The organism is Acetivibrio clariflavus DSM 19732, from assembly GCF_000237085.1.
Classification (GTDB): domain Bacteria; phylum Bacillota; class Clostridia; order Acetivibrionales; family Acetivibrionaceae; genus Acetivibrio; species Acetivibrio clariflavus.
Genome location: NC_016627.1, coordinates 4,494,652 through 4,512,588, shown reverse-complemented (window position 1 = coordinate 4,512,588; position 17,937 = coordinate 4,494,652). Strand labels below are relative to the sequence as shown.

Sequence of the window (17,937 nt, the reverse complement as noted above, 5' to 3'; positions counted from 1 at the left end):
GTGGACTGACGTTATATATTTTTGAAGGTATATACCAAAAAGTTTATAGATTTCTGGTGGCAATAACGAGAAGGACACACCCGTTCCCATCCCGAACACGGTAGTTAAGCTTCTCAGTGCCGATGATACTTGGATGGAGACGTCCTGGGAAAGTAGGTCGCTGCCAGATTTATATCAAAGCCTTATGGTACCAATCCATAAGGCTTTGTTTATTGTATTAAAAAAATCAATGGAATTTAATGACAGGTTGGGGATTTTAAAATCCGGCCTTTTTTTTATACACATATTATGATAAATTTTATATAAAGAAAATACAGATAGGTGAAAAGTATGCAGAAACAATCATTAACCAAAGGTTTTGCTGTAATGTCAGCAGCAAGTATAATAGTAAAAATAATGTCATTTTTATACATACCATTTTTAATGGCTATCATAGGGGATGAAGGAACAGGGGTATATGGGGTTATATATCAGGTATATGTGTTTATTTATGTCATTGCGAATTCAGGGATACCGGTAGCTATATCTAAATCTATTTCGGAACTTACAGCAATTGGTAATGGAAAAGATGCACTTAGAGCTTTTAAGATTGCAAGATCATACTTAATAATTTTAGGATTATTATTGTCTTTAATAATGTTTATTACTGCGAAGCCAGTTGCCAATATGCTTAATTGTGAAAAAGCATCACTGGGGATTGCTGTGTTGTCTCCTACTTTATTTATTACTGCTGTTATATCTTCGTATAGAGGTTATTTTCAGGGTAGGGGAAACATGTCACCAACTGCAATCTCGCAGGTAATAGAGCAATTTGTGAATGTTTTCTTTACGCTACTATTTGCATACCTTTTTAGAGAGACTGTAGAAGGGTCCTGTGCCGGAGCAACTGTTGGGACTTCAGTGGGTGCATTAGTGGCGGCAATGTACTTGATATATATTTTTAAAAGAAACAGAGAATATAGGCAGTATAGGGATCCAAATGTGAAAAAGTTGCCTTACGGTGAGTTGGCAAAAAGAATTATAAAATACAGTATTCCTATAACAATTTGCGTTGCAGCTCAGTATGCAGGAAATCTTATTGACCTTACAAATACAATGTCAAGACTTAATGCTGCAGGATACAGTGAGGTTGAGGCAAGCAAGCTATATGGGCTTTTATTTAAATATCAGCAGCTAATAAATGCACCTATTGCCATTGCTTCTGCTCTTGCAGCTACAATACTTCCTATAATTTCAGCAGCTGTTGCTATTCAGGATAAAAAGCAACTTGACGAAAAAACTAACTACACATTCAGATTGTGTTTCTTTATATCTATTCCATCAGCAGTGGGGATGTCGATACTCAGTAAACAATTATACTCAATATTAGGATATGGTGACGGATACAAACTAATGATGTATGGTTCTGCACTATTAATATTGATGTCTATATCTCAAATACAGACGTCAATACTTCAGGGGGCGGGAAAGCTTTATAAGGCAACATTTTATTTATTAATAGGTATAGTGGTTAAAATTATGATAAATTATATTTTAATAGGAATCAGGGCAATTAACATTATGGGGGCTATTATTGGAAGCATAGTTGGTTTTATTGTTCCTATAGTATTAAACACGATTGAGATTAAAAAAAGTATGGATGTGGATATAAATTTGTTAAAGCTAGCTTCAAAACCGTTGATTTCTTCTGCTATTATGGGATTGGCTGTTTGGCTTGTTTATAAACCATTGTATTTTGTGTTGAAGTTTATAGGAAGCATTTATATAGCCAACGCTATTTCAACATGTATAGCTGTTTCTGTTGGTGTAGTTGTTTTTGCATATATAATGATATATGTAAGAGGAATTACCAAAGAGGATTTAAATAACATGCCTGCAAAGCTTAAGTTAATAATTCCAAAGAGAATATTGACTATGATCCGATGAGTTAAAGGAACTTTTCTTTATCAAATAATATATTGTCACACGCTTTTTGAAATACAAAAGCATAAAATAAAGTTTATTTATTAAAAGTATGTATAATTTAATTTAAATTAGGATATCATCTTATAATAGAGGAAATGAGACATAAATTAATTTAATTATTAAATACCGAGGCTTTACGGTGTTGTGTAAAAGTGAAATAGGTGATATATTATTAAAGCTGTCGCCGATACCGACTGCGAAATTACTTAAGAAGCAAGACAGAAAGCCGGTTGGAGGTCAATACGAAAAAAATTAAAAAAAAGTGTTGACAAAGATTAAGCGACATGTTAATATAAGATTCCGCGCCGATGAGGCGATGGATATGGACTTTGAAAAGTGAACAGTGTAAGAAGGAAAGGAACTCGTTGATTTAATGAGTAACTTGCGAGATATACGCGAGTAAGTAATTTGGAGCCAAAAGGCTTTCTAAAGAGATTAATACGTAGCTGTAGAGATACAGCGAAGTAGATAAAGTTTTTTTAGAGAGTTTGATCCTGGCTCAGGACGAACGCTGGCGGCGTGCCTAACACATGCAAGTCGAGCGGTCCTGCATTCAACATTGAGTATTCAGCTGACGTTGGAGATTGAGCCGGCGTCAAGCAGAAACAACCATATACTATGATATGTTTAAAGTTTCTGCTTCACGCTGAATAAAGTGCCAACACAAAAAGGAGCTGAGTATTGAATGTTGAATGCAGGATAGCGGCGGACGGGTGAGTAACGCGTGGGTAATCTGCCTCACACAGGGGGATAACACTGGGAAACTAGTGCTAATACCGCATAACATAACGAGGTGGCATCACTTTGTTATCAAAGGAGCAATCCGGTGTGAGATGAGCCCGCGTCCGATTAGCTAGTTGGTGAGGTAACGGCTCACCAAGGCGACGATCGGTAGCCGAACTGAGAGGTTGATCGGCCACATTGGGACTGAGACACGGCCCAGACTCCTACGGGAGGCAGCAGTGGGGAATATTGCGCAATGGGGGAAACCCTGACGCAGCAACGCCGCGTGAAGGAAGAAGGTCTTCGGATTGTAAACTTCTTTGGTTGGGGACGATAATGACGGTACCCAAGGAACAAGCCACGGCTAACTACGTGCCAGCAGCCGCGGTAATACGTAGGTGGCGAGCGTTGTCCGGAATTACTGGGTGTAAAGGGCGCGTAGGCGGGGATGCAAGTCAGATGTGAAATTCCGGGGCTCAACCCCGGCGCTGCATCTGAAACTGTATTTCTTGAGTGCTGGAGAGGAAAGCGGAATTCCTAGTGTAGCGGTGAAATGCGTAGAGATTAGGAGGAACACCAGTGGCGAAGGCGGCTTTCTGGACAGTAACTGACGCTGAGGCGCGAAAGCGTGGGGAGCAAACAGGATTAGATACCCTGGTAGTCCACGCCGTAAACGATGGATACTAGGTGTAGGAGGTATCGACCCCTTCTGTGCCGGAGTTAACACAATAAGTATCCCACCTGGGGAGTACGGCCGCAAGGTTGAAACTCAAAGGAATTGACGGGGGCCCGCACAAGCAGTGGAGTATGTGGTTTAATTCGAAGCAACGCGAAGAACCTTACCAGGGCTTGACATCCCTCTGACAGCTCTAGAGATAGGGCTTCTCTTCGGAGCAGAGGAGACAGGTGGTGCATGGTTGTCGTCAGCTCGTGTCGTGAGATGTTGGGTTAAGTCCCGCAACGAGCGCAACCCTTGTTGTTAGTTGCCATCATTAAGTTGGGCACTCTAACGAGACTGCCGGTGATAAATCGGAGGAAGGTGGGGACGACGTCAAATCATCATGCCCCTTATGTCCTGGGCTACACACGTACTACAATGGCTGCTACAAAGGGAAGCGAGACCGTGAGGTGGAGCAAATCCCCAAAAGCAGTCCCAGTTCAGATTGCAGGCTGAAACTCGCCTGCATGAAGTCGGAATTGCTAGTAATGGCAGGTCAGCATACTGCCGTGAATACGTTCCCGGGCCTTGTACACACCGCCCGTCACACCATGAGAGTCTGCAACACCCGAAGTCAGTAGTCTAACCGAGAGGAGGGCGCTGCCGAAGGTGGGGCAGATGATTGGGGTGAAGTCGTAACAAGGTAGCCGTATCGGAAGGTGCGGCTGGATCACCTCCTTTCTAAGGAGTAGGATGATACTTAAAGGTATCACTACTTATGGTCGATATCGGTTGTGAGACAGCCGATAGAGGGTTTCTTTCCTTACACTGTTTAGTTTTCTAAGCCCATAGAGCTTAGAGATGATGTACCTTGAAAAATATATAATGTCAGATAAAGCAAGATGAGAAGAAAAGAGGGTAACTAGTACAGAAAGAAGTACGTAGTGACTCTTAGGATAAACTCATTAAGATGGTAGAAGGGATTCACAAGGAGAACCGAGGAAGGTCAAGCTACTAAGAGCATAGGGTGAATGCCTAGGCACCAGAAGGCGAAGAAGGACGTGGTAAGCTGCGAAAAGCTGCGGTGAGGCGCAAACAGCCATCGACCCGCAGATGTCCGAATGGGGGAACCCACCTGAGGTAAATGCTCAGGTACTGCTACATGAATCCATAGTGTAGCAGGGCGAGACGTGGGGAACTGAAACATCTAAGTACCCACAGGAAAAGAAATCAACCGAGATTCCGTAAGTAGTGGCGAGCGAAAGCGGAAGAGCCCAAACCAATCTATAGCAATATAGGTTGGGGTTGCGGACTGGCGAAATGATTCTCTGAGCTTAGCAGAAGTAACCAGGAAAGGTTACACCATAGAGGGTAAAAGTCCCGTATGCGAAAAGTGAGGAGACAGGCCAGGATCCAGAGTACCACGAGGCACGTGAAACCTTGTGGGAAGCAGGGGGGACCACCCTCCAAGGCTAAATACTAACTGGTGACCGATAGTGGAGAAGTACCGTGAGGGAAAGGTGAAAAGAACCCCGGGAGGGGAGTGAAAGAGAACCTGAAACCCTATGTTTACAAGCAGTTGGAGAGCGTTAAGGCTCGACAGCGTACTTTTTGTAGAACGGTCCGGCGAGTTATTGTATGTGGCGAGGTTAAGTACTGAAGGTACGGAGCCGAAGGGAAACCGAGTCTGAAGAGGGCGTAAAGTCGCATGCAATAGACCCGAAACCGGGTGACCTATCCATGGACAGGTTGAAGCGAGAGTAAAGTCTCGTGGAGGACCGAACTCATAACCGTTGAAAAGGTTTGGGATGAGCTGTGGATAGCGGAGAAATTCCAATCGAACTCGGAGATAGCTGGTTCTCCCCGAAATAGCTTTAGGGCTAGCCTCAAGTATGTCTAACGGAGGTAAAGCACTGAATGGGCTAGGGGCCTTACCGGGTTACCGAACCCTATCAAACTCTGAATGCCGTATAGATTTAGCTTGGGAGTCAGACTACGAGAGATAAGTTCCGTAGTCGAGAGGGAAACAGCCCAGACCATCAGCTAAGGTCCCAAAATCACAGTTAAGTGGGAAAGGATGTGGGTTTGCTAAGACAACTAGGATGTTGGCTTAGAAGCAGCCATTCATTCAAAGAGTGCGTAATAGCTCACTAGTCGAGTGAACCTGCGCCGAAAATGTCCGGGGCTCAAACTGTGTACCGAAGCTGTGGCTTTGTGTGTGTTCACTGGTGTATCTTAACAGAGGTAGAAGCTGAAGAGACAGTTTTGCGAAAAGCGACGAGGGAAAAAGGAATGAAAGCTTTTCGCTAAATGAACCAAAGGCTAAAACTTGTGTTAAGGGGCAGCAGTGAACACACACGAGGGGTAGGGGAGCTTACTATGGTAGGTAGAAGCATGACCGGAAGGACATGTGGACGAGATAGTAGTGAGAATGCCGGAATAAGTAGCGAGAGTGAAGTGAGAATCTTTACCGTCGAAAATCTAAGGTTTCCTGGGGAAGGTTCGTCCGCCCAGGGTAAGTCGGGACCTAAGCTGAGGCCGAAAGGCGTAGGCGATGGGGAACAGGTTGAAATTCCTGTACTACCGCTGCTCGTTTGAGAGAAGTGGGGACGCAGGGGGATAGGTCAAGCGAGTGACTGGAAGAGCTCGTCCAAGCGGCAAGTAGAGTCCGGTAGGCAAATCCGCCGGATGATTATGAGCCGTGACGGGGAGGGAAAATATAGTACCGAAGTGACCGATTTCGCACTGACGAGAAAAGCCACTATCGAGAGTAGAGGTACCCGTACCGCAAACCGACACAGGTAGATGAGGAGAGAATCCTAAGACGAGCGGGAGAAGCGTTGTTAAGGAACTCGGCAAATTGACCCCGTAAGTTCGCGAGAAGGGGTGCCTGTGAGAGCAGGCCGCAGAGAATAGGCCCAAGCAACTGTTTATCAAAAACACAGGTCTCTGCTAAATCGAAAGATGAAGTATAGGGGCTGACGCCTGCCCGGTGCTGGAAGGTTACGGGGATCTGTTAACGGAAGTGAAGCAGTGAACTTAAGCCCCAGTAAACGGCGGCCGTAACTATAACGGTCCTAAGGTAGCGAAATTCCTTGTCGGGTAAGTTCCGACCCGCACGAATGGCGTAATGATTTGGGCACTGTCTCAACAACGTACCCGGCGAAATTGTAGTACTTGTGAAGATGCAAGTTACCCGCGACAAGACGGAAAGACCCCATGGAGCTTTACTGTAGCCTGATACTGGGTTTCGGTATTCTTTGTACAGGATAGGTGGGAGATAGGGAAGTGTGGACGCCAGTCTGCATGGAATCGCCGTTGGGATACCACTCTAAGGGTACTGGGACTCTAACCTGAGGCCATGAGCTGGTCTAGGGACACTGTCAGGTGGGCAGTTTGACTGGGGCGGTCGCCTCCTAAAAGGTAACGGAGGCGTCCAAAGGTTACCTCAGCGCGGTTGGAAATCGCGCATCGAGTGCAAAGGCATAAGGTAGCCTGACTGTGAGACAGACAAGTCGAGCAGGTACGAAAGTAGGGCTTAGTGATCCGGCGGTAAGAGAGTGGAATTGCCGTCGCTCAACGGATAAAAGCTACCCTGGGGATAACAGGCTGATCTCCCCCAAGAGTCCACATCGACGGGGAGGTTTGGCACCTCGATGTCGGCTCATCGCATCCTGGAGCTGAAGTAGGTTCCAAGGGTTTGGCTGTTCGCCAATTAAAGCGGTACGCGAGCTGGGTTCAGAACGTCGTGAGACAGTTCGGTCCCTATCTGTCGCGGGCGCAGGATATTTGAAGGGATCTGTCCTTAGTACGAGAGGACCGGGATGGACGAACCTCTGGTGCACCAGTTGTACTACCAAGTGCACAGCTGGGTAGCCAAGTTCGGACGGGATAAACGCTGAAAGCATCTAAGCGTGAAACCCACCCTAAGATGAGATATCCCACCGAAAGGGTAAGACCCCATGTAGACTACATGGTTGATAGGCCAGGGGTGTAAGTACAGTAATGTATTTAGCTGACTGGTACTAATAGGTCGAGGGCTTGACCAAATTAGAAGTTAGAGGTTGGAAGTTGGAAGATGGAAAACTGACAACTGAGGAGAAGAAGAAGGGTTCTGAAGTGAAGACTTAATGAGTGAGAGAGCTTCTTATCTTGTGGACTGACGTTATATATTTTTGAAGGTATATACCAAAAAGTTTATAGATTTCTGGTGGCAATAACGAGAAGGACACACCCGTTCCCATCCCGAACACGGTAGTTAAGCTTCTCAGTGCCGATGATACTTGGATGGAGACGTCCTGGGAAAGTAGGTCGCTGCCAGATTTATATCAAAGCCTTATGGTACCAATCCATAAGGCTTTGTTTATTGTTCCTGGTATGGGCTTTAGCTAGGTGGTGGAAGTATGCTGTGGGCCTTGCTTGGTAGTAGGAATTACTAGTCAAAGGCAAGGAGGTCCATTGTAAGGTGGAATCTGAAGGAAGTAAGATGAGCCTGTTTCCAAATAATATAAGATTATAATACTTGCTAAAAAAACATGAATTAAGTATAATTTAATTAATTAAACAATATGATATATTTGATAATTAGTATATGTAATATATGTTTATTTTTAGAGAGATTAGTTGCTCAGTTTAAATGATAAATAACAGTTTAATTTATGAGAAAAATTAAGTAGGATATTAACTTCGAGAGGTATAAATGATTTATAAAACGTAGAGAAACAATTTAATAGTTAAAGTAATTTTGGATATTGATTAATCGGAAATTATAAAGTCAGGGGGTCTTTGCTATGGAATGTTATATTCATTCGTGAAGAAATGCAGTTGGTACATGTGTCGGATGTGGTAAATTTATTTGTGAAGAATGTAGGACGGAAGTAGGAAATAAAAATTATTGTAAACGTTGCGTAAGTGAAATAATAAATGAGAATAAGAGAAAGATAGAAAGACTTGAAGAATCGAGCAAACAACAACCGATGGTTTTCATGAATGCGGGTGGAGGTTCTTCATCAAGCAGTTCATCATCAAGCAGTTCATCATCTTCATCGGGACCATATTATGCGCCTTTAGTGCCAATAAAAAATAGAATTGTTGCGGCGCTACTTGCTATTTTTCTTGGAGGCTTAGGTGCCCACAAGTTTTATCTTGGAAAGCCCGTTCAAGGTATATTATATTTAATATTCTGCTGGACTTTCATTCCTGCTTTTATAGGATTTATTGAAGGTATTGTATACTTGGCTTCAAGTGATGAGAGTTTTGCAAGAAATTATGGAGCAAGGTATTATTGATAGCACTAATTTGAGTTTTTTGAAAGTAGATTTACAAATGATAAGCAGTATAGAAAATAATGACAAAACCAATAAATGAAAGTAAAATTATTAATTTATAGTTCTTATTATAAAATTGAAATAATCTTAAACTCTAATAAAAAATCAGTAGGCCTTAAGCATTATTATTTTGAGTAAAATGCCAAGAACAGCATTTTGAAAGTACTGGAAAAGCTGTTTCGATGGAGCGAAAAAATAATAAAGCTTAAGGCTTTCTATTATTTAATAGTTTTTTATCTTACACCTTTACAAAGTAACCCTTATGATTCTTTTATAAAACCTACCCTCGTTGAAGATAAAAAACATCATAAGAGATAGAAAGAAAAAGGATGAAATAGCTAAAAATAAGATAAAAAGTTGAAAAATTAAATGTCGTAATATAATAGAAAACTCATGGTAATCCATTGTATATTGTTTAACGACCAAGAAAAATCAAAGCAAAGTTGAACCATGAGTTATATATGAATAATAACACAGAGATAATAAATAACAAACACTTAAAAAAAAGAGGAAGATATGCAAAAATAAAATATAAAAAGTACTTGAAAAGTTAATAATTATATAGTAAAATGTTGAATGTTGTGACGTGGCATACGATGATACAGGAGATTGCTACTATTTGAGTAGGTAACTTCTGTGGAGAATGTCCGATTCTAAGAAACCGGGCGACAAGTCACTGTACATTTTGCAATGTATATGAGCTGTGCATGAATTTGTTATTTAGCCCAGGTTTAACCTGCCTTTAGAGGCATGTTTAATATCCTGGGTTTTTATACGACGTAATAGGAAACACCCGGCATAGTGTACAGAGATAATCTTGTTGTACGTAACAAATTTAAGGAGGATTATGTATGGCAAACAAACAGAAAATCAGAATCAGATTGAAGGCTTTTGATCATCAGATTCTTGATCAGTCAGCTGAAAAAATAGTTGATACTGCAAAGAGAACTGGGGCACAAGTGTCGGGGCCGGTGCCACTACCTACAGAAAAAGAAATCATAACAATATTAAGAGCTCCACATAAGTATAAAGATTCTCGTGAACAGTTTGAGATGAGGACACATAAGAGATTAATAGACATACTTATGCCAACACCTAAGACTGTAGATGCTCTTATGAGACTGGATTTACCAGCTGGTGTTGATATTGAAATAAAACTTTAGTCAGTCGATGTAAAAAAGGTCAAGTTCACTTGCCCGACATATTGTGCAGATATGTAGGAGTGAACCAATAACCATAGGAGGGAAGTTTGAATGAAGAAGTTTATTTTGGGAAGAAAAATCGGAATGACACAGGTATTCGATGAAAATGGTGCAGTTATTCCGGTTACAGTTATTGAAGCAGGTCCATGCACTGTGCTTCAGAAAAAGACAATTGAAACTGACGGATATAATGCTGTCAAAATCGGATTTGCTGATGCAAACGAAAAGAGACTTAACAAGCCGGATAAAGGCCAGTTTGCAAAAATTAAGGTTGCACCGAAAAAGTACATTAGAGAATTCAGGACAGAAGAACTGGATAAATATGAAATCGGTCAGGAAATAAAAGTAGCAGATATGTTTGAAAATGGTGACAGGATAGACGTTACAGGAATTTCAAAAGGTAAAGGTTTTGCAGGTGTTATTAAGAGACATGGACAGGCAAGAGGTAAAGAAACTCACGGTTCCATGTACCATAGAAGAGTTGGTTCAATGGGTGCTAATACAAATCCTGCAAGAGTATTTAAAGGTAAGAAGCTTCCTGGACACATGGGTGTTGAAAGAGTGACTATTCAAAATCTTGACGTGGTTCGTGTAGATGCCGAGAGAAACCTTTTACTGGTAAAAGGTGCAGTACCGGGGGCAAAAGGTGGTCTTTTGATGATAAAGGACACCGTAAAATCAGGTAAGTAGAAAAGGCGAAAGGAGGAAGTGACATGCCAAAAGTTGACTTATATGACATGAGCGGTAAAGTTGTTGGAGATATAAATTTAAGCGATGAGGTTTTTGGGGTTGAAGTTAACAAAGAAGTGGTTCATCAAGTTGTTGTGAACCAATTGGCAAATAAAAGACAAGGCACTCAGTCTACAAAGACAAAAAGCGAAGTTCGTGGCGGTGGTATAAAGCCATGGAGACAAAAAGGTACTGGTAGAGCAAGACATGGAAGTATTCGTTCTGCTCAATGGGTTAAAGGCGGTATAGTTCTTGGCCCGAAACCGAGAAGTTACAGATACACACTTCCGAAGAAGGTAAGGAGACTTGCGTTAAAATCAGTTCTTTCATCGAAAGTGAATGAAAATGAAATAATTGTTCTTGATAAATTGAGTTTTGATGCTATCAAGACAAAACAGATGGTAGAAGTTTTAAAGAATCTTAAAGTTGACGGAACAGCAGTATTGTTAATAGCTGAAAAAGATGAAAAAATTGAAAAATCAGCACGTAATATACCGGGAGTTAAGACTTTACTTGCAAACACTATAAATGTTTATGATTTAGTTAAGCATAACAAACTTATAATAACCAAGGATGCTGTATCAAAGGTTGAGGAGGTGTACGCATAATGAGAGCAGCTGAAGATATTATAATAAGACCGCATATTACAGAAAAGAGTAATATGGAAGTAATGGACGGTAAGTACACCTTTATTGTTGATGTTAATGCAACTAAGACTGAAATCAGACAGGCAGTAGAAAAGTTGTTTAACGTAAAAGTTCTTAAAGTAAATACAGTAAATTACCAAGGTAAGGCAAAAAGAATGGGAGTTCATCAAGGTACAAGACCGGATTGGAAAAAGGCAATTGTAAAAATTGATACCAATCCTAAACCAGTTAAGTATTTGACTAAAGGTGGAAAAGAAACTACTACAACCAGAAAGTACAAGACAAGTATTGAAGAATTTGGAGCAACTCAATAAGCATAATCTTATGGGGTAAGATTTATAAAGGAGTGAAAACAGATGCCTATTAAAAAATATAATCCTACTTCACCTGCAAGAAGAAATATGTCAGTTCTGACTTTTGAGGAGATTACGAAGAAGGAACCGGAAAAATCTTTGGTTGTACCTCTTAAGAAAAAAGCGGGTAGAAACTCATACGGTAGGATTACTGTTCGCCACAAAGGCGGAGGAGCAAAACAGAAATACAGAATTATTGATTTTAAGAGAGATAAAGACGGAATAAAAGCTAAAGTTTCAGCTATAGAATATGATCCTAATAGAAGTGCAAATATAGCACTGTTGACTTATCTTGATGGAGAAAAAAGGTATATTATAGCGCCGGAAGGCCTTAAAGTGGGAGACTATGTTGAGTCTGGCGAAAATGCAGATATAAGAGTAGGTAACGCACTTCCACTGAAAAACATTCCTGTTGGTACTGTAGTACACAATATAGAACTTAAACCCGGAAAAGGCGGACAGCTTGCAAGAGCAGCCGGTATATCTGCACAGCTTATGGCAAAAGAAAATGATTATGCGCAGATAAGACTTCCTTCCGGAGAAGTAAGAATGGTTAGGTTAAATTGTAGGGCTACAATAGGTGTGGTAGGAAATCATGACCACGAGAATGTTTCAATAGGTAAAGCGGGAAGAAAAAGATGGATGGGTATAAGACCTACAGTTCGCGGTGTTGTTATGAACCCTGTAGATCACCCACATGGAGGAGGAGAAGGTAAATCTCCTATAGGAAGACCTAGTCCTGTTACACCTTGGGGTAAACCTACACTCGGTTACAAGACAAGAAAGAAGAATAAAGCTTCCGATAAGTTTATTGTTAAGAGAAGAAATCAGAAGTAATAGATAGGTTAATAAATATTGAAAAAAGTGCCTAATTGTTAGGATACGAGCTGGACTCAGGAAGTAAATGAAAGGAGGACTTGGCTTAATGAGCAGATCAGTTAAAAAGGGACCATTTGTAGATAAAAAACTTCTTAAAAGAATAGAAGAAATGAATGCTAAGAACGAAAAGAAAGTTTTAAAAACTTGGTCAAGAGCGTCAACAATTTTTCCGCAGATGGTTGGACATACTATAGCTGTACATGATGGAAGAAAGCATGTACCGGTATATATTACCGAAGAAATGGTTGGACATAAACTTGGAGAATTTGCACCAACAAGGACCTTTAAAGGACACGGAAACCACACTGAAAGGTCAACCGCATTAAAGTAATAGTGATTTTTCGATGAAAGGAGGAATTCCAATTGGCAGCAAAAGCTAAAATTGAACAAGGGGAAGCTCTTGGAAATAAAGAAAATTTATTGGAAGTTTATAATTCTAAACATACAAAATCAAGAAAACCTGCACTGCTTACAAAGGCCCAGAAAAAAGAATTAGGTATTGGTAAGGATCAGGGTAAAGCAGTTTTAAGATATGCGAGAATATCACCTAGGAAAGTAAAAATAGTAATGGATTTAATTAAAAACAAACCGATAGATGAGGCGTATGCAATTTTAAGATATACTCCAAAAGCGGCTTCAGAAATATTATTCAAATTGTTAAAGTCAGCTGAAGCAAATGCTACAAATAATAACGGACTTAACCGTGACAATTTGTATGTTGCAGACGGTTTTGCAAATCCAGGGCCTACATTAAAGAGAGTTATGCCGAGAGCACAAGGTAGAGCTTATAGGATTAGAAAAAGAACCAGTCACATTACAATAGTAGTTAAAGAGAAAAATTAACGGAAAAGGAGGGTGAATGATGGGACAAAAGGTTAATCCTCATGGACTTAGAATAGGTATTATAAAAGATTGGGATACCAAGTGGTATGCCGGAAAAAAGAACTTTAGCGAGTATCTTGTAGAAGATTTTAAAATAAGAAAGTTTATTAAGAAAAAATTATATTCGGCAGGAATATCAAGAATTGAAATAGAAAGAGCTGCGAATAAAGTTAAAGTAAATGTAAATACTGCAAAACCAGGACTTGTAATTGGAAAAGGTGGAGCAGGTATTGAAGAATTGAGAAAGCAGCTTGAAAAATTGACTAAAAAGAATGTATTGATAAATATTACTGAAATTAAAGTTCCCGAGTTGGATGCACAGATAGTTGCTGAAAGCATAGCATCACAGCTTGAAAAAAGAATATCCTTTAGAAGAGCTATGAAACAAGCTATGTCAAGAGCTATGAAATTAGGTGCAAAGGGTATTAAGACTCAAGTAGCAGGTCGTATTGGTGGAGCAGAAATTGCAAGAACTGAGCATTATCATGAAGGTACTATTCCGCTGCAAACACTTAGAGCAGATGTGGATTATGGATTCGCTGAAGCTGATACAACTTATGGAAAATTAGGTGTTAAGGTGTGGATATATAAGGGCGAAGTTCTTCCAGCTGTCAAAAAGGAAAAGAAGGCGGAAGGAGGAGATATGTAATGTTAATGCCTAAAAGAGTTAAACATAGAAAAGTACAGAGAGGTAGAATGAAAGGTGTAGCTACCAGAGGAAATAAAGTTGTACATGGTGAATATGGTCTGCAAGCTTTAGAACCGGCTTGGATAACAAGTAATCAGATAGAGGCTGCCAGGGTAGCTATGACACGTTTTATAAAAAGAGGCGGAAAAGTTTGGATAAAGATATTCCCGGACAAACCTGTTACAGCGAAACCGGCTGAAACACGTATGGGTAGCGGAAAAGGTTCCCCTGAATACTGGGTTGCAGTAGTTAAGCCAGGAAGAGTTTTGTTTGAAATTGCAGGTGTATCGGAAGAAATTGCAAGAGAGGCATTAAGACTTGCCATGCACAAACTTCCCGTTAAGTGTAAGTTTGTAGCACGTGAAGATGGAGTGGGTGGTGAAGCAAATGAAAGCTAAAGAGTTAAGAGAGAAGACAGATGCTGAATTACAGAAAGAGCTGGGGGAATTAAAGTCGGAATTATTTAAATTGAGATTTCAACATGCTACCAACCAACTTGAAAACCCTATGAGACTTAAAGACGTTAAAAAGTCAATTGCCCGTATTAAGACAATAATGAGGGAAAGGGAACTTAAAGGTATAAATATTTGATCAATACCTTGAAGGGAGGTAAACTCAATTGGAACAAAAAAGAGGATTAAGGAAAACAAGAGTAGGAAAAGTTACCAGCGATAAAATGGATAAGACAATCGTTGTTAGTATAGAGACTTCTGTTAAACATCCGCTTTACAAAAAGTTCATAAAAAGAACTTATAAACTTAAAGCTCATGATGAAAATAACGAGTGTAAAGTTGGAGATATAGTTAAGGTTATGGAAACCAGACCTCTTAGCAGAGATAAGAGATGGAGATTAGTGGAAATTATCGAAAGAGCAAAATAGTTATGGTTGAAAGGAGGTTTATACCATGATTCAAGCACAAACAATCCTTAAAGTTGCTGACAACACCGGAGCAAAAAAGTTAATGTGCATAAAAGTGCTTGGTGGATCTAAGAGAAAGTATGCAAATATCGGTGATGTTATAGTAGCTTCGGTTAAAGATGCAACACCCGGTGGTGTTGTAAAAAAAGGAGATGTAGTAAAATGTGTTATTGTTCGCTCTAAAAGGGGTATCAGAAGGGCGGACGGTTCATATATAAAATTCGACGAAAACGCTGCAGTTATAATAAGAGAAGATAAAAATCCAAGAGGAACACGTATATTTGGTCCTGTTGCAAGAGAGCTAAGGGATAAAGAATATACGAAAATTTTGTCCCTCGCACCGGAAGTATTATAAGGGAGGAGGCGGCTTACAGTGATCAACAAGGTTCATGTTAAAAAAGGAGATACTGTTATTGTATTGAACGGTAAAGACGCAAAGAAAAAAGGCAAAGTGCTTGCAGTATATCCGGATGAGAGCAGAGTGCTGGTTGAAGGCGTTAACATGTGTACAAAACATAGAAAAGCTAGATCACAAACTCAACAAGGCGGAATAATTCATCAAGAGGCACCTATACACAGCTCAAAAGTTATGCTTGTGTGCCCCAGATGCGGAAAGCCGACAAGAGTTGGGAAAAAGATATTGGAGAACGGCGAAAAAAGCAGAGTGTGCAAGAAATGCAATGAAATAATAGATACAATAAAGAAAGTTAAAAAGGGATAAAAACTTCTCTTTGAAAGGAGGTTTATAAATGCCAAGCTTGAAAGAAAAATATATCAAAGAAGTAGCTCCGGCGTTAATGGAAAAATTTAAATATAAAAGTGTAATGCAAATACCAAAATTAGAGAAAATAGTCCTTAACATGGGTGTAGGAGATGTTAAAGATAATCCAAAGGCTTTAGATGCCGCTGTTAACGATTTAGCTCTTATTACAGGTCAGAAACCTATTGTAACAAAAGCTAAAAAGTCAGTTGCAGCTTTTAAAATAAGACAGGGAATGAATATCGGATGTAAGGTAACTCTTAGAGGAGACAGAATGTATGAATTTGCTGACAGACTCTTGAACATTGCATTACCTAGAGTAAGAGACTTCAGAGGTGTTCCGGCAAATTCTTTCGACGGAAGAGGAAATTATTCTTTAGGGATTAAAGAACAGTTGATATTCCCTGAAATAGATTATGATAAGGTTGAAAAAGTTAGAGGAATGGATATCACTTTCGTTACAACGGCAAAAACTGATGAAGAAGCCAGAGAGCTTTTGAAACTTCTTGGCATGCCGTTTAGCCAGAGCTAAAGGAGGGATTGGAGCGTGGCCAAAAAATCATTGATTGTTAAGCAACAAAGACCGCCAAAGTATAAGACAAGAGCATATAATAGATGTAAATTATGTGGAAGACCGCATGCTTATATGAGAAAATTCGGAATATGCAGACTTTGCTTCAGGGAACTGGCTTATAAAGGTCAGATTCCTGGCGTCAAAAAAGCTAGTTGGTAGTGAACAGACGAAAGGAGGTAAACCAATGCAAGTGACCGATACAATAGCAGATATGTTGACCAGAATAAGAAATGCCAGTTCTGCAAAACATGCTACAGTTGATATACCTGCTTCCAATGTGAAGAGGTCAATAGCAAATATTTTGTTGGAAGAGGGATTCATAAAAGGTTTTGAAGAAATTGATGACGGAAAACAGGGAATATTGAGAGTTTCTTTAAAATATACCGCAAATAAGCAAAATGTTATCACAGGTATAAAGAGAATAAGCAAACCGGGTCTTAGGGTTTATGCTGGTAAGGATGAAATTCCGAAAGTTCTCGGAGGCCTTGGTATAGCTATAATTTCAACTTCCAAAGGAATAATGACCGATAAAAAAGCTCGTAAAGAAGGCGTTGGTGGAGAAGTTTTAGCCTTTGTATGGTAATAAAGGAAAATTGAAGATATAATAAAAAGTAGATTTGATAATAGGATTCTGAAAAGGGTTCCGAAGTTTTGGAGCTCACAATATTAAGAACAGGAGGCAATAAGATGTCAAGAATTGGCAGAATGCCCGTTGAAATACCTGCAGGAGTAAATGTAAAACAAGAAGGTAATGTACTCACTGTAAAGGGACCAAAGGGAACATTAGAAAAAGAGTTTCATAAAGATATGACAATAAAAGTTGAAAATGGTAAGATATTAGTTGAAAGACCATCGGATTTAAAGGAACATAAGGCCCTTCACGGATTAACAAGGACTTTGATTAATAACATGATTATAGGAGTAACTCAAGGCTTTGAAAAAGCTTTGGAGATAAACGGTGTAGGATTTAGAGCACAAAAGCAAGGTAAAAAATTGGTTATGAATTTAGGGTACTCACATCCTGTTGAAATGGAAGAGCCTGCGGGAATAACTATAGAAGTTCCTAATCCAAACAGCATTATTGTAAAAGGTATAGATAAACAGGCTGTAGGAGAATTTGCTGCTAAGATAAGAGGAAAGAGGTTGCCTGAGCCTTATAAGGGCAAAGGTATCAAGTATGTAGATGAAGTTATAAGACGTAAAGAAGGTAAAACAGGCGGTAAAGGTAAGAAGTAAAAAGGAGTGAGACTAAATGATAAAGAAACCTGGTTCGAATGTTGCTAGGCTTAGAAAGCATGCAAGAGTACGTAAGAAAATATCAGGGACACCAGAACGTCCTCGTTTAAATGTATATAGAAGCTTGAAACATATGTATGCTCAGATTATAGATGATAGTACTGGAAAAACTCTTGTTGCAGCTTCAACACTGGACAAAGAAATTAAAGGTAAGCTCAGTTTTGGCGGAAATAAAGAAGCGGCCAAGGAAGTTGGAAAATTAATTGCAACTAAAGCCATAAATAGCGGAATTAAAAAAGTTGTATTTGACAGAGGCGGCTATATATACCACGGACGTGTAAAAGAATTAGCTGAAGCTGCTAGAGAAGCCGGCTTAGAGTTTTAGTAAAAGGAGG

Annotated in this window: 20 protein-coding genes and 4 rRNA genes; all 24 read left to right on the top strand. The window is 39.9% G+C overall.

From position 1 onward, the window contains the following. The first annotated feature begins 52 nt into the window (after positions 1 to 52). The 24 genes from rrf (CLOCL_RS19070) (at position 53) to rplR (ending at position 17,927) form a co-directional block, all read left to right on the top strand. Positions 53 to 169, top strand: a 5S ribosomal RNA gene (gene rrf / locus CLOCL_RS19070). Between the two features lie 161 nt (positions 170 to 330). Beyond that, positions 331 to 1,926 carry a putative polysaccharide biosynthesis protein gene (locus tag CLOCL_RS19065; RefSeq protein WP_014256847.1) on the top strand — a complete coding sequence of 532 codons (1,596 nt, stop codon included), beginning with the start codon at positions 331 to 333 and terminating at the stop codon, positions 1,924 to 1,926. Between the two features lie 515 nt (positions 1,927 to 2,441). Beyond that, positions 2,442 to 4,087: ribosomal RNA gene (locus CLOCL_RS19060) — 16S ribosomal RNA — on the top strand. 263 nt (positions 4,088 to 4,350) lie between these two features. Further along, a 23S ribosomal RNA gene (locus CLOCL_RS19055) occupies positions 4,351 to 7,395 on the top strand. A 157-nt stretch (positions 7,396 to 7,552) separates the two neighbouring features. Further along, a 5S ribosomal RNA gene (gene rrf, locus CLOCL_RS19050) occupies positions 7,553 to 7,669 on the top strand. Together the 16S, 23S and 5S rRNA genes form the textbook arrangement of a ribosomal RNA operon. Positions 7,670 to 8,331: 662 nt before the next feature. Beyond that, complete coding sequence (locus CLOCL_RS19045; RefSeq protein ID WP_081467076.1) at positions 8,332 to 8,634, top strand: NINE protein; 303 nt, start codon at positions 8,332 to 8,334, stop codon at positions 8,632 to 8,634. A gap of 890 nt (positions 8,635 to 9,524) precedes the next feature. Continuing rightward, the gene (gene rpsJ / locus CLOCL_RS19040) at positions 9,525 to 9,836 is read left to right on the top strand and encodes a 30S ribosomal protein S10 (protein ID WP_014256845.1); all 312 of its coding nucleotides are present in this window, start codon (positions 9,525 to 9,527) and stop codon (positions 9,834 to 9,836) included. A 90-nt stretch (positions 9,837 to 9,926) separates the two neighbouring features. Then, positions 9,927 to 10,565: a 50S ribosomal protein L3 gene (rplC, locus tag CLOCL_RS19035; RefSeq protein ID WP_014256844.1), complete on the top strand. Its 639-nt coding sequence runs from the start codon at positions 9,927 to 9,929 to the stop codon at positions 10,563 to 10,565. Between the two features lie 23 nt (positions 10,566 to 10,588). Continuing rightward, complete coding sequence (rplD, locus tag CLOCL_RS19030; RefSeq protein WP_014256843.1) at positions 10,589 to 11,212, top strand: 50S ribosomal protein L4; 624 nt, start codon at positions 10,589 to 10,591, stop codon at positions 11,210 to 11,212. Beyond that, positions 11,212 to 11,565: a 50S ribosomal protein L23 gene (rplW, locus tag CLOCL_RS19025; protein ID WP_014256842.1), complete on the top strand. Its 354-nt coding sequence runs from the start codon at positions 11,212 to 11,214 to the stop codon at positions 11,563 to 11,565. Before rplD ends, rplW begins: the two co-directional genes overlap by 1 nt. Positions 11,566 to 11,607: 42 nt before the next feature. Beyond that, the gene (gene rplB, locus CLOCL_RS19020; RefSeq protein ID WP_014256841.1) at positions 11,608 to 12,441 is read left to right on the top strand and encodes a 50S ribosomal protein L2; all 834 of its coding nucleotides are present in this window, start codon (positions 11,608 to 11,610) and stop codon (positions 12,439 to 12,441) included. 88 nt (positions 12,442 to 12,529) lie between these two features. Beyond that, complete coding sequence (rpsS, locus tag CLOCL_RS19015; protein ID WP_014256840.1) at positions 12,530 to 12,814, top strand: 30S ribosomal protein S19; 285 nt, start codon at positions 12,530 to 12,532, stop codon at positions 12,812 to 12,814. Positions 12,815 to 12,948: 134 nt separating this feature from the next. Then, on the top strand, positions 12,949 to 13,326 hold the full coding sequence (rplV, locus tag CLOCL_RS19010) for a 50S ribosomal protein L22 (RefSeq protein ID WP_174269806.1): 378 nt from the start codon (positions 12,949 to 12,951) through the stop codon (positions 13,324 to 13,326). A gap of 19 nt (positions 13,327 to 13,345) precedes the next feature. Then, positions 13,346 to 14,014 carry a 30S ribosomal protein S3 gene (gene rpsC, locus CLOCL_RS19005; protein ID WP_014256838.1) on the top strand — a complete coding sequence of 223 codons (669 nt, stop codon included), beginning with the start codon at positions 13,346 to 13,348 and terminating at the stop codon, positions 14,012 to 14,014. Beyond that, positions 14,014 to 14,451 (top strand): 50S ribosomal protein L16, encoded by a 438-nt coding sequence (rplP, locus tag CLOCL_RS19000; protein ID WP_014256837.1) that lies wholly within the window; start codon positions 14,014 to 14,016, stop codon positions 14,449 to 14,451. Before rpsC ends, rplP begins: the two co-directional genes overlap by 1 nt. Continuing rightward, positions 14,441 to 14,644 (top strand): 50S ribosomal protein L29, encoded by a 204-nt coding sequence (rpmC, locus tag CLOCL_RS18995; RefSeq protein ID WP_014256836.1) that lies wholly within the window; start codon positions 14,441 to 14,443, stop codon positions 14,642 to 14,644. Before rplP ends, rpmC begins: the two co-directional genes overlap by 11 nt. 28 nt (positions 14,645 to 14,672) lie before the next feature. Beyond that, positions 14,673 to 14,933 (top strand): 30S ribosomal protein S17, encoded by a 261-nt coding sequence (gene rpsQ, locus CLOCL_RS18990; RefSeq protein ID WP_014256835.1) that lies wholly within the window; start codon positions 14,673 to 14,675, stop codon positions 14,931 to 14,933. 25 nt (positions 14,934 to 14,958) lie between these two features. Further along, the gene (rplN, locus tag CLOCL_RS18985) at positions 14,959 to 15,327 is read left to right on the top strand and encodes a 50S ribosomal protein L14 (protein WP_014256834.1); all 369 of its coding nucleotides are present in this window, start codon (positions 14,959 to 14,961) and stop codon (positions 15,325 to 15,327) included. 18 nt (positions 15,328 to 15,345) lie between these two features. After that, on the top strand, positions 15,346 to 15,693 hold the full coding sequence (gene rplX / locus CLOCL_RS18980; protein WP_014256833.1) for a 50S ribosomal protein L24: 348 nt from the start codon (positions 15,346 to 15,348) through the stop codon (positions 15,691 to 15,693). Positions 15,694 to 15,721: 28 nt separating this feature from the next. After that, positions 15,722 to 16,264, top strand: a complete 543-nt coding sequence (rplE, locus tag CLOCL_RS18975) for a 50S ribosomal protein L5 (RefSeq protein WP_014256832.1) — start codon at positions 15,722 to 15,724, stop codon at positions 16,262 to 16,264. A 15-nt stretch (positions 16,265 to 16,279) separates the two neighbouring features. Next, positions 16,280 to 16,465, top strand: coding sequence for a type Z 30S ribosomal protein S14 (locus CLOCL_RS18970; RefSeq protein ID WP_014256831.1), 186 nt, complete (start codon positions 16,280 to 16,282; stop codon positions 16,463 to 16,465). Between the two features lie 25 nt (positions 16,466 to 16,490). Continuing rightward, positions 16,491 to 16,889, top strand: coding sequence for a 30S ribosomal protein S8 (rpsH, locus tag CLOCL_RS18965; RefSeq protein WP_014256830.1), 399 nt, complete (start codon positions 16,491 to 16,493; stop codon positions 16,887 to 16,889). 104 nt (positions 16,890 to 16,993) lie between these two features. Then, complete coding sequence (gene rplF, locus CLOCL_RS18960; protein ID WP_014256829.1) at positions 16,994 to 17,542, top strand: 50S ribosomal protein L6; 549 nt, start codon at positions 16,994 to 16,996, stop codon at positions 17,540 to 17,542. A 16-nt stretch (positions 17,543 to 17,558) separates the two neighbouring features. Continuing rightward, a complete protein-coding gene (rplR, locus tag CLOCL_RS18955) occupies positions 17,559 to 17,927 on the top strand; it encodes a 50S ribosomal protein L18 (RefSeq protein WP_014256828.1) in 369 nt (122 codons plus the stop codon). Positions 17,928 to 17,937: the final 10 nt, after the last annotated feature.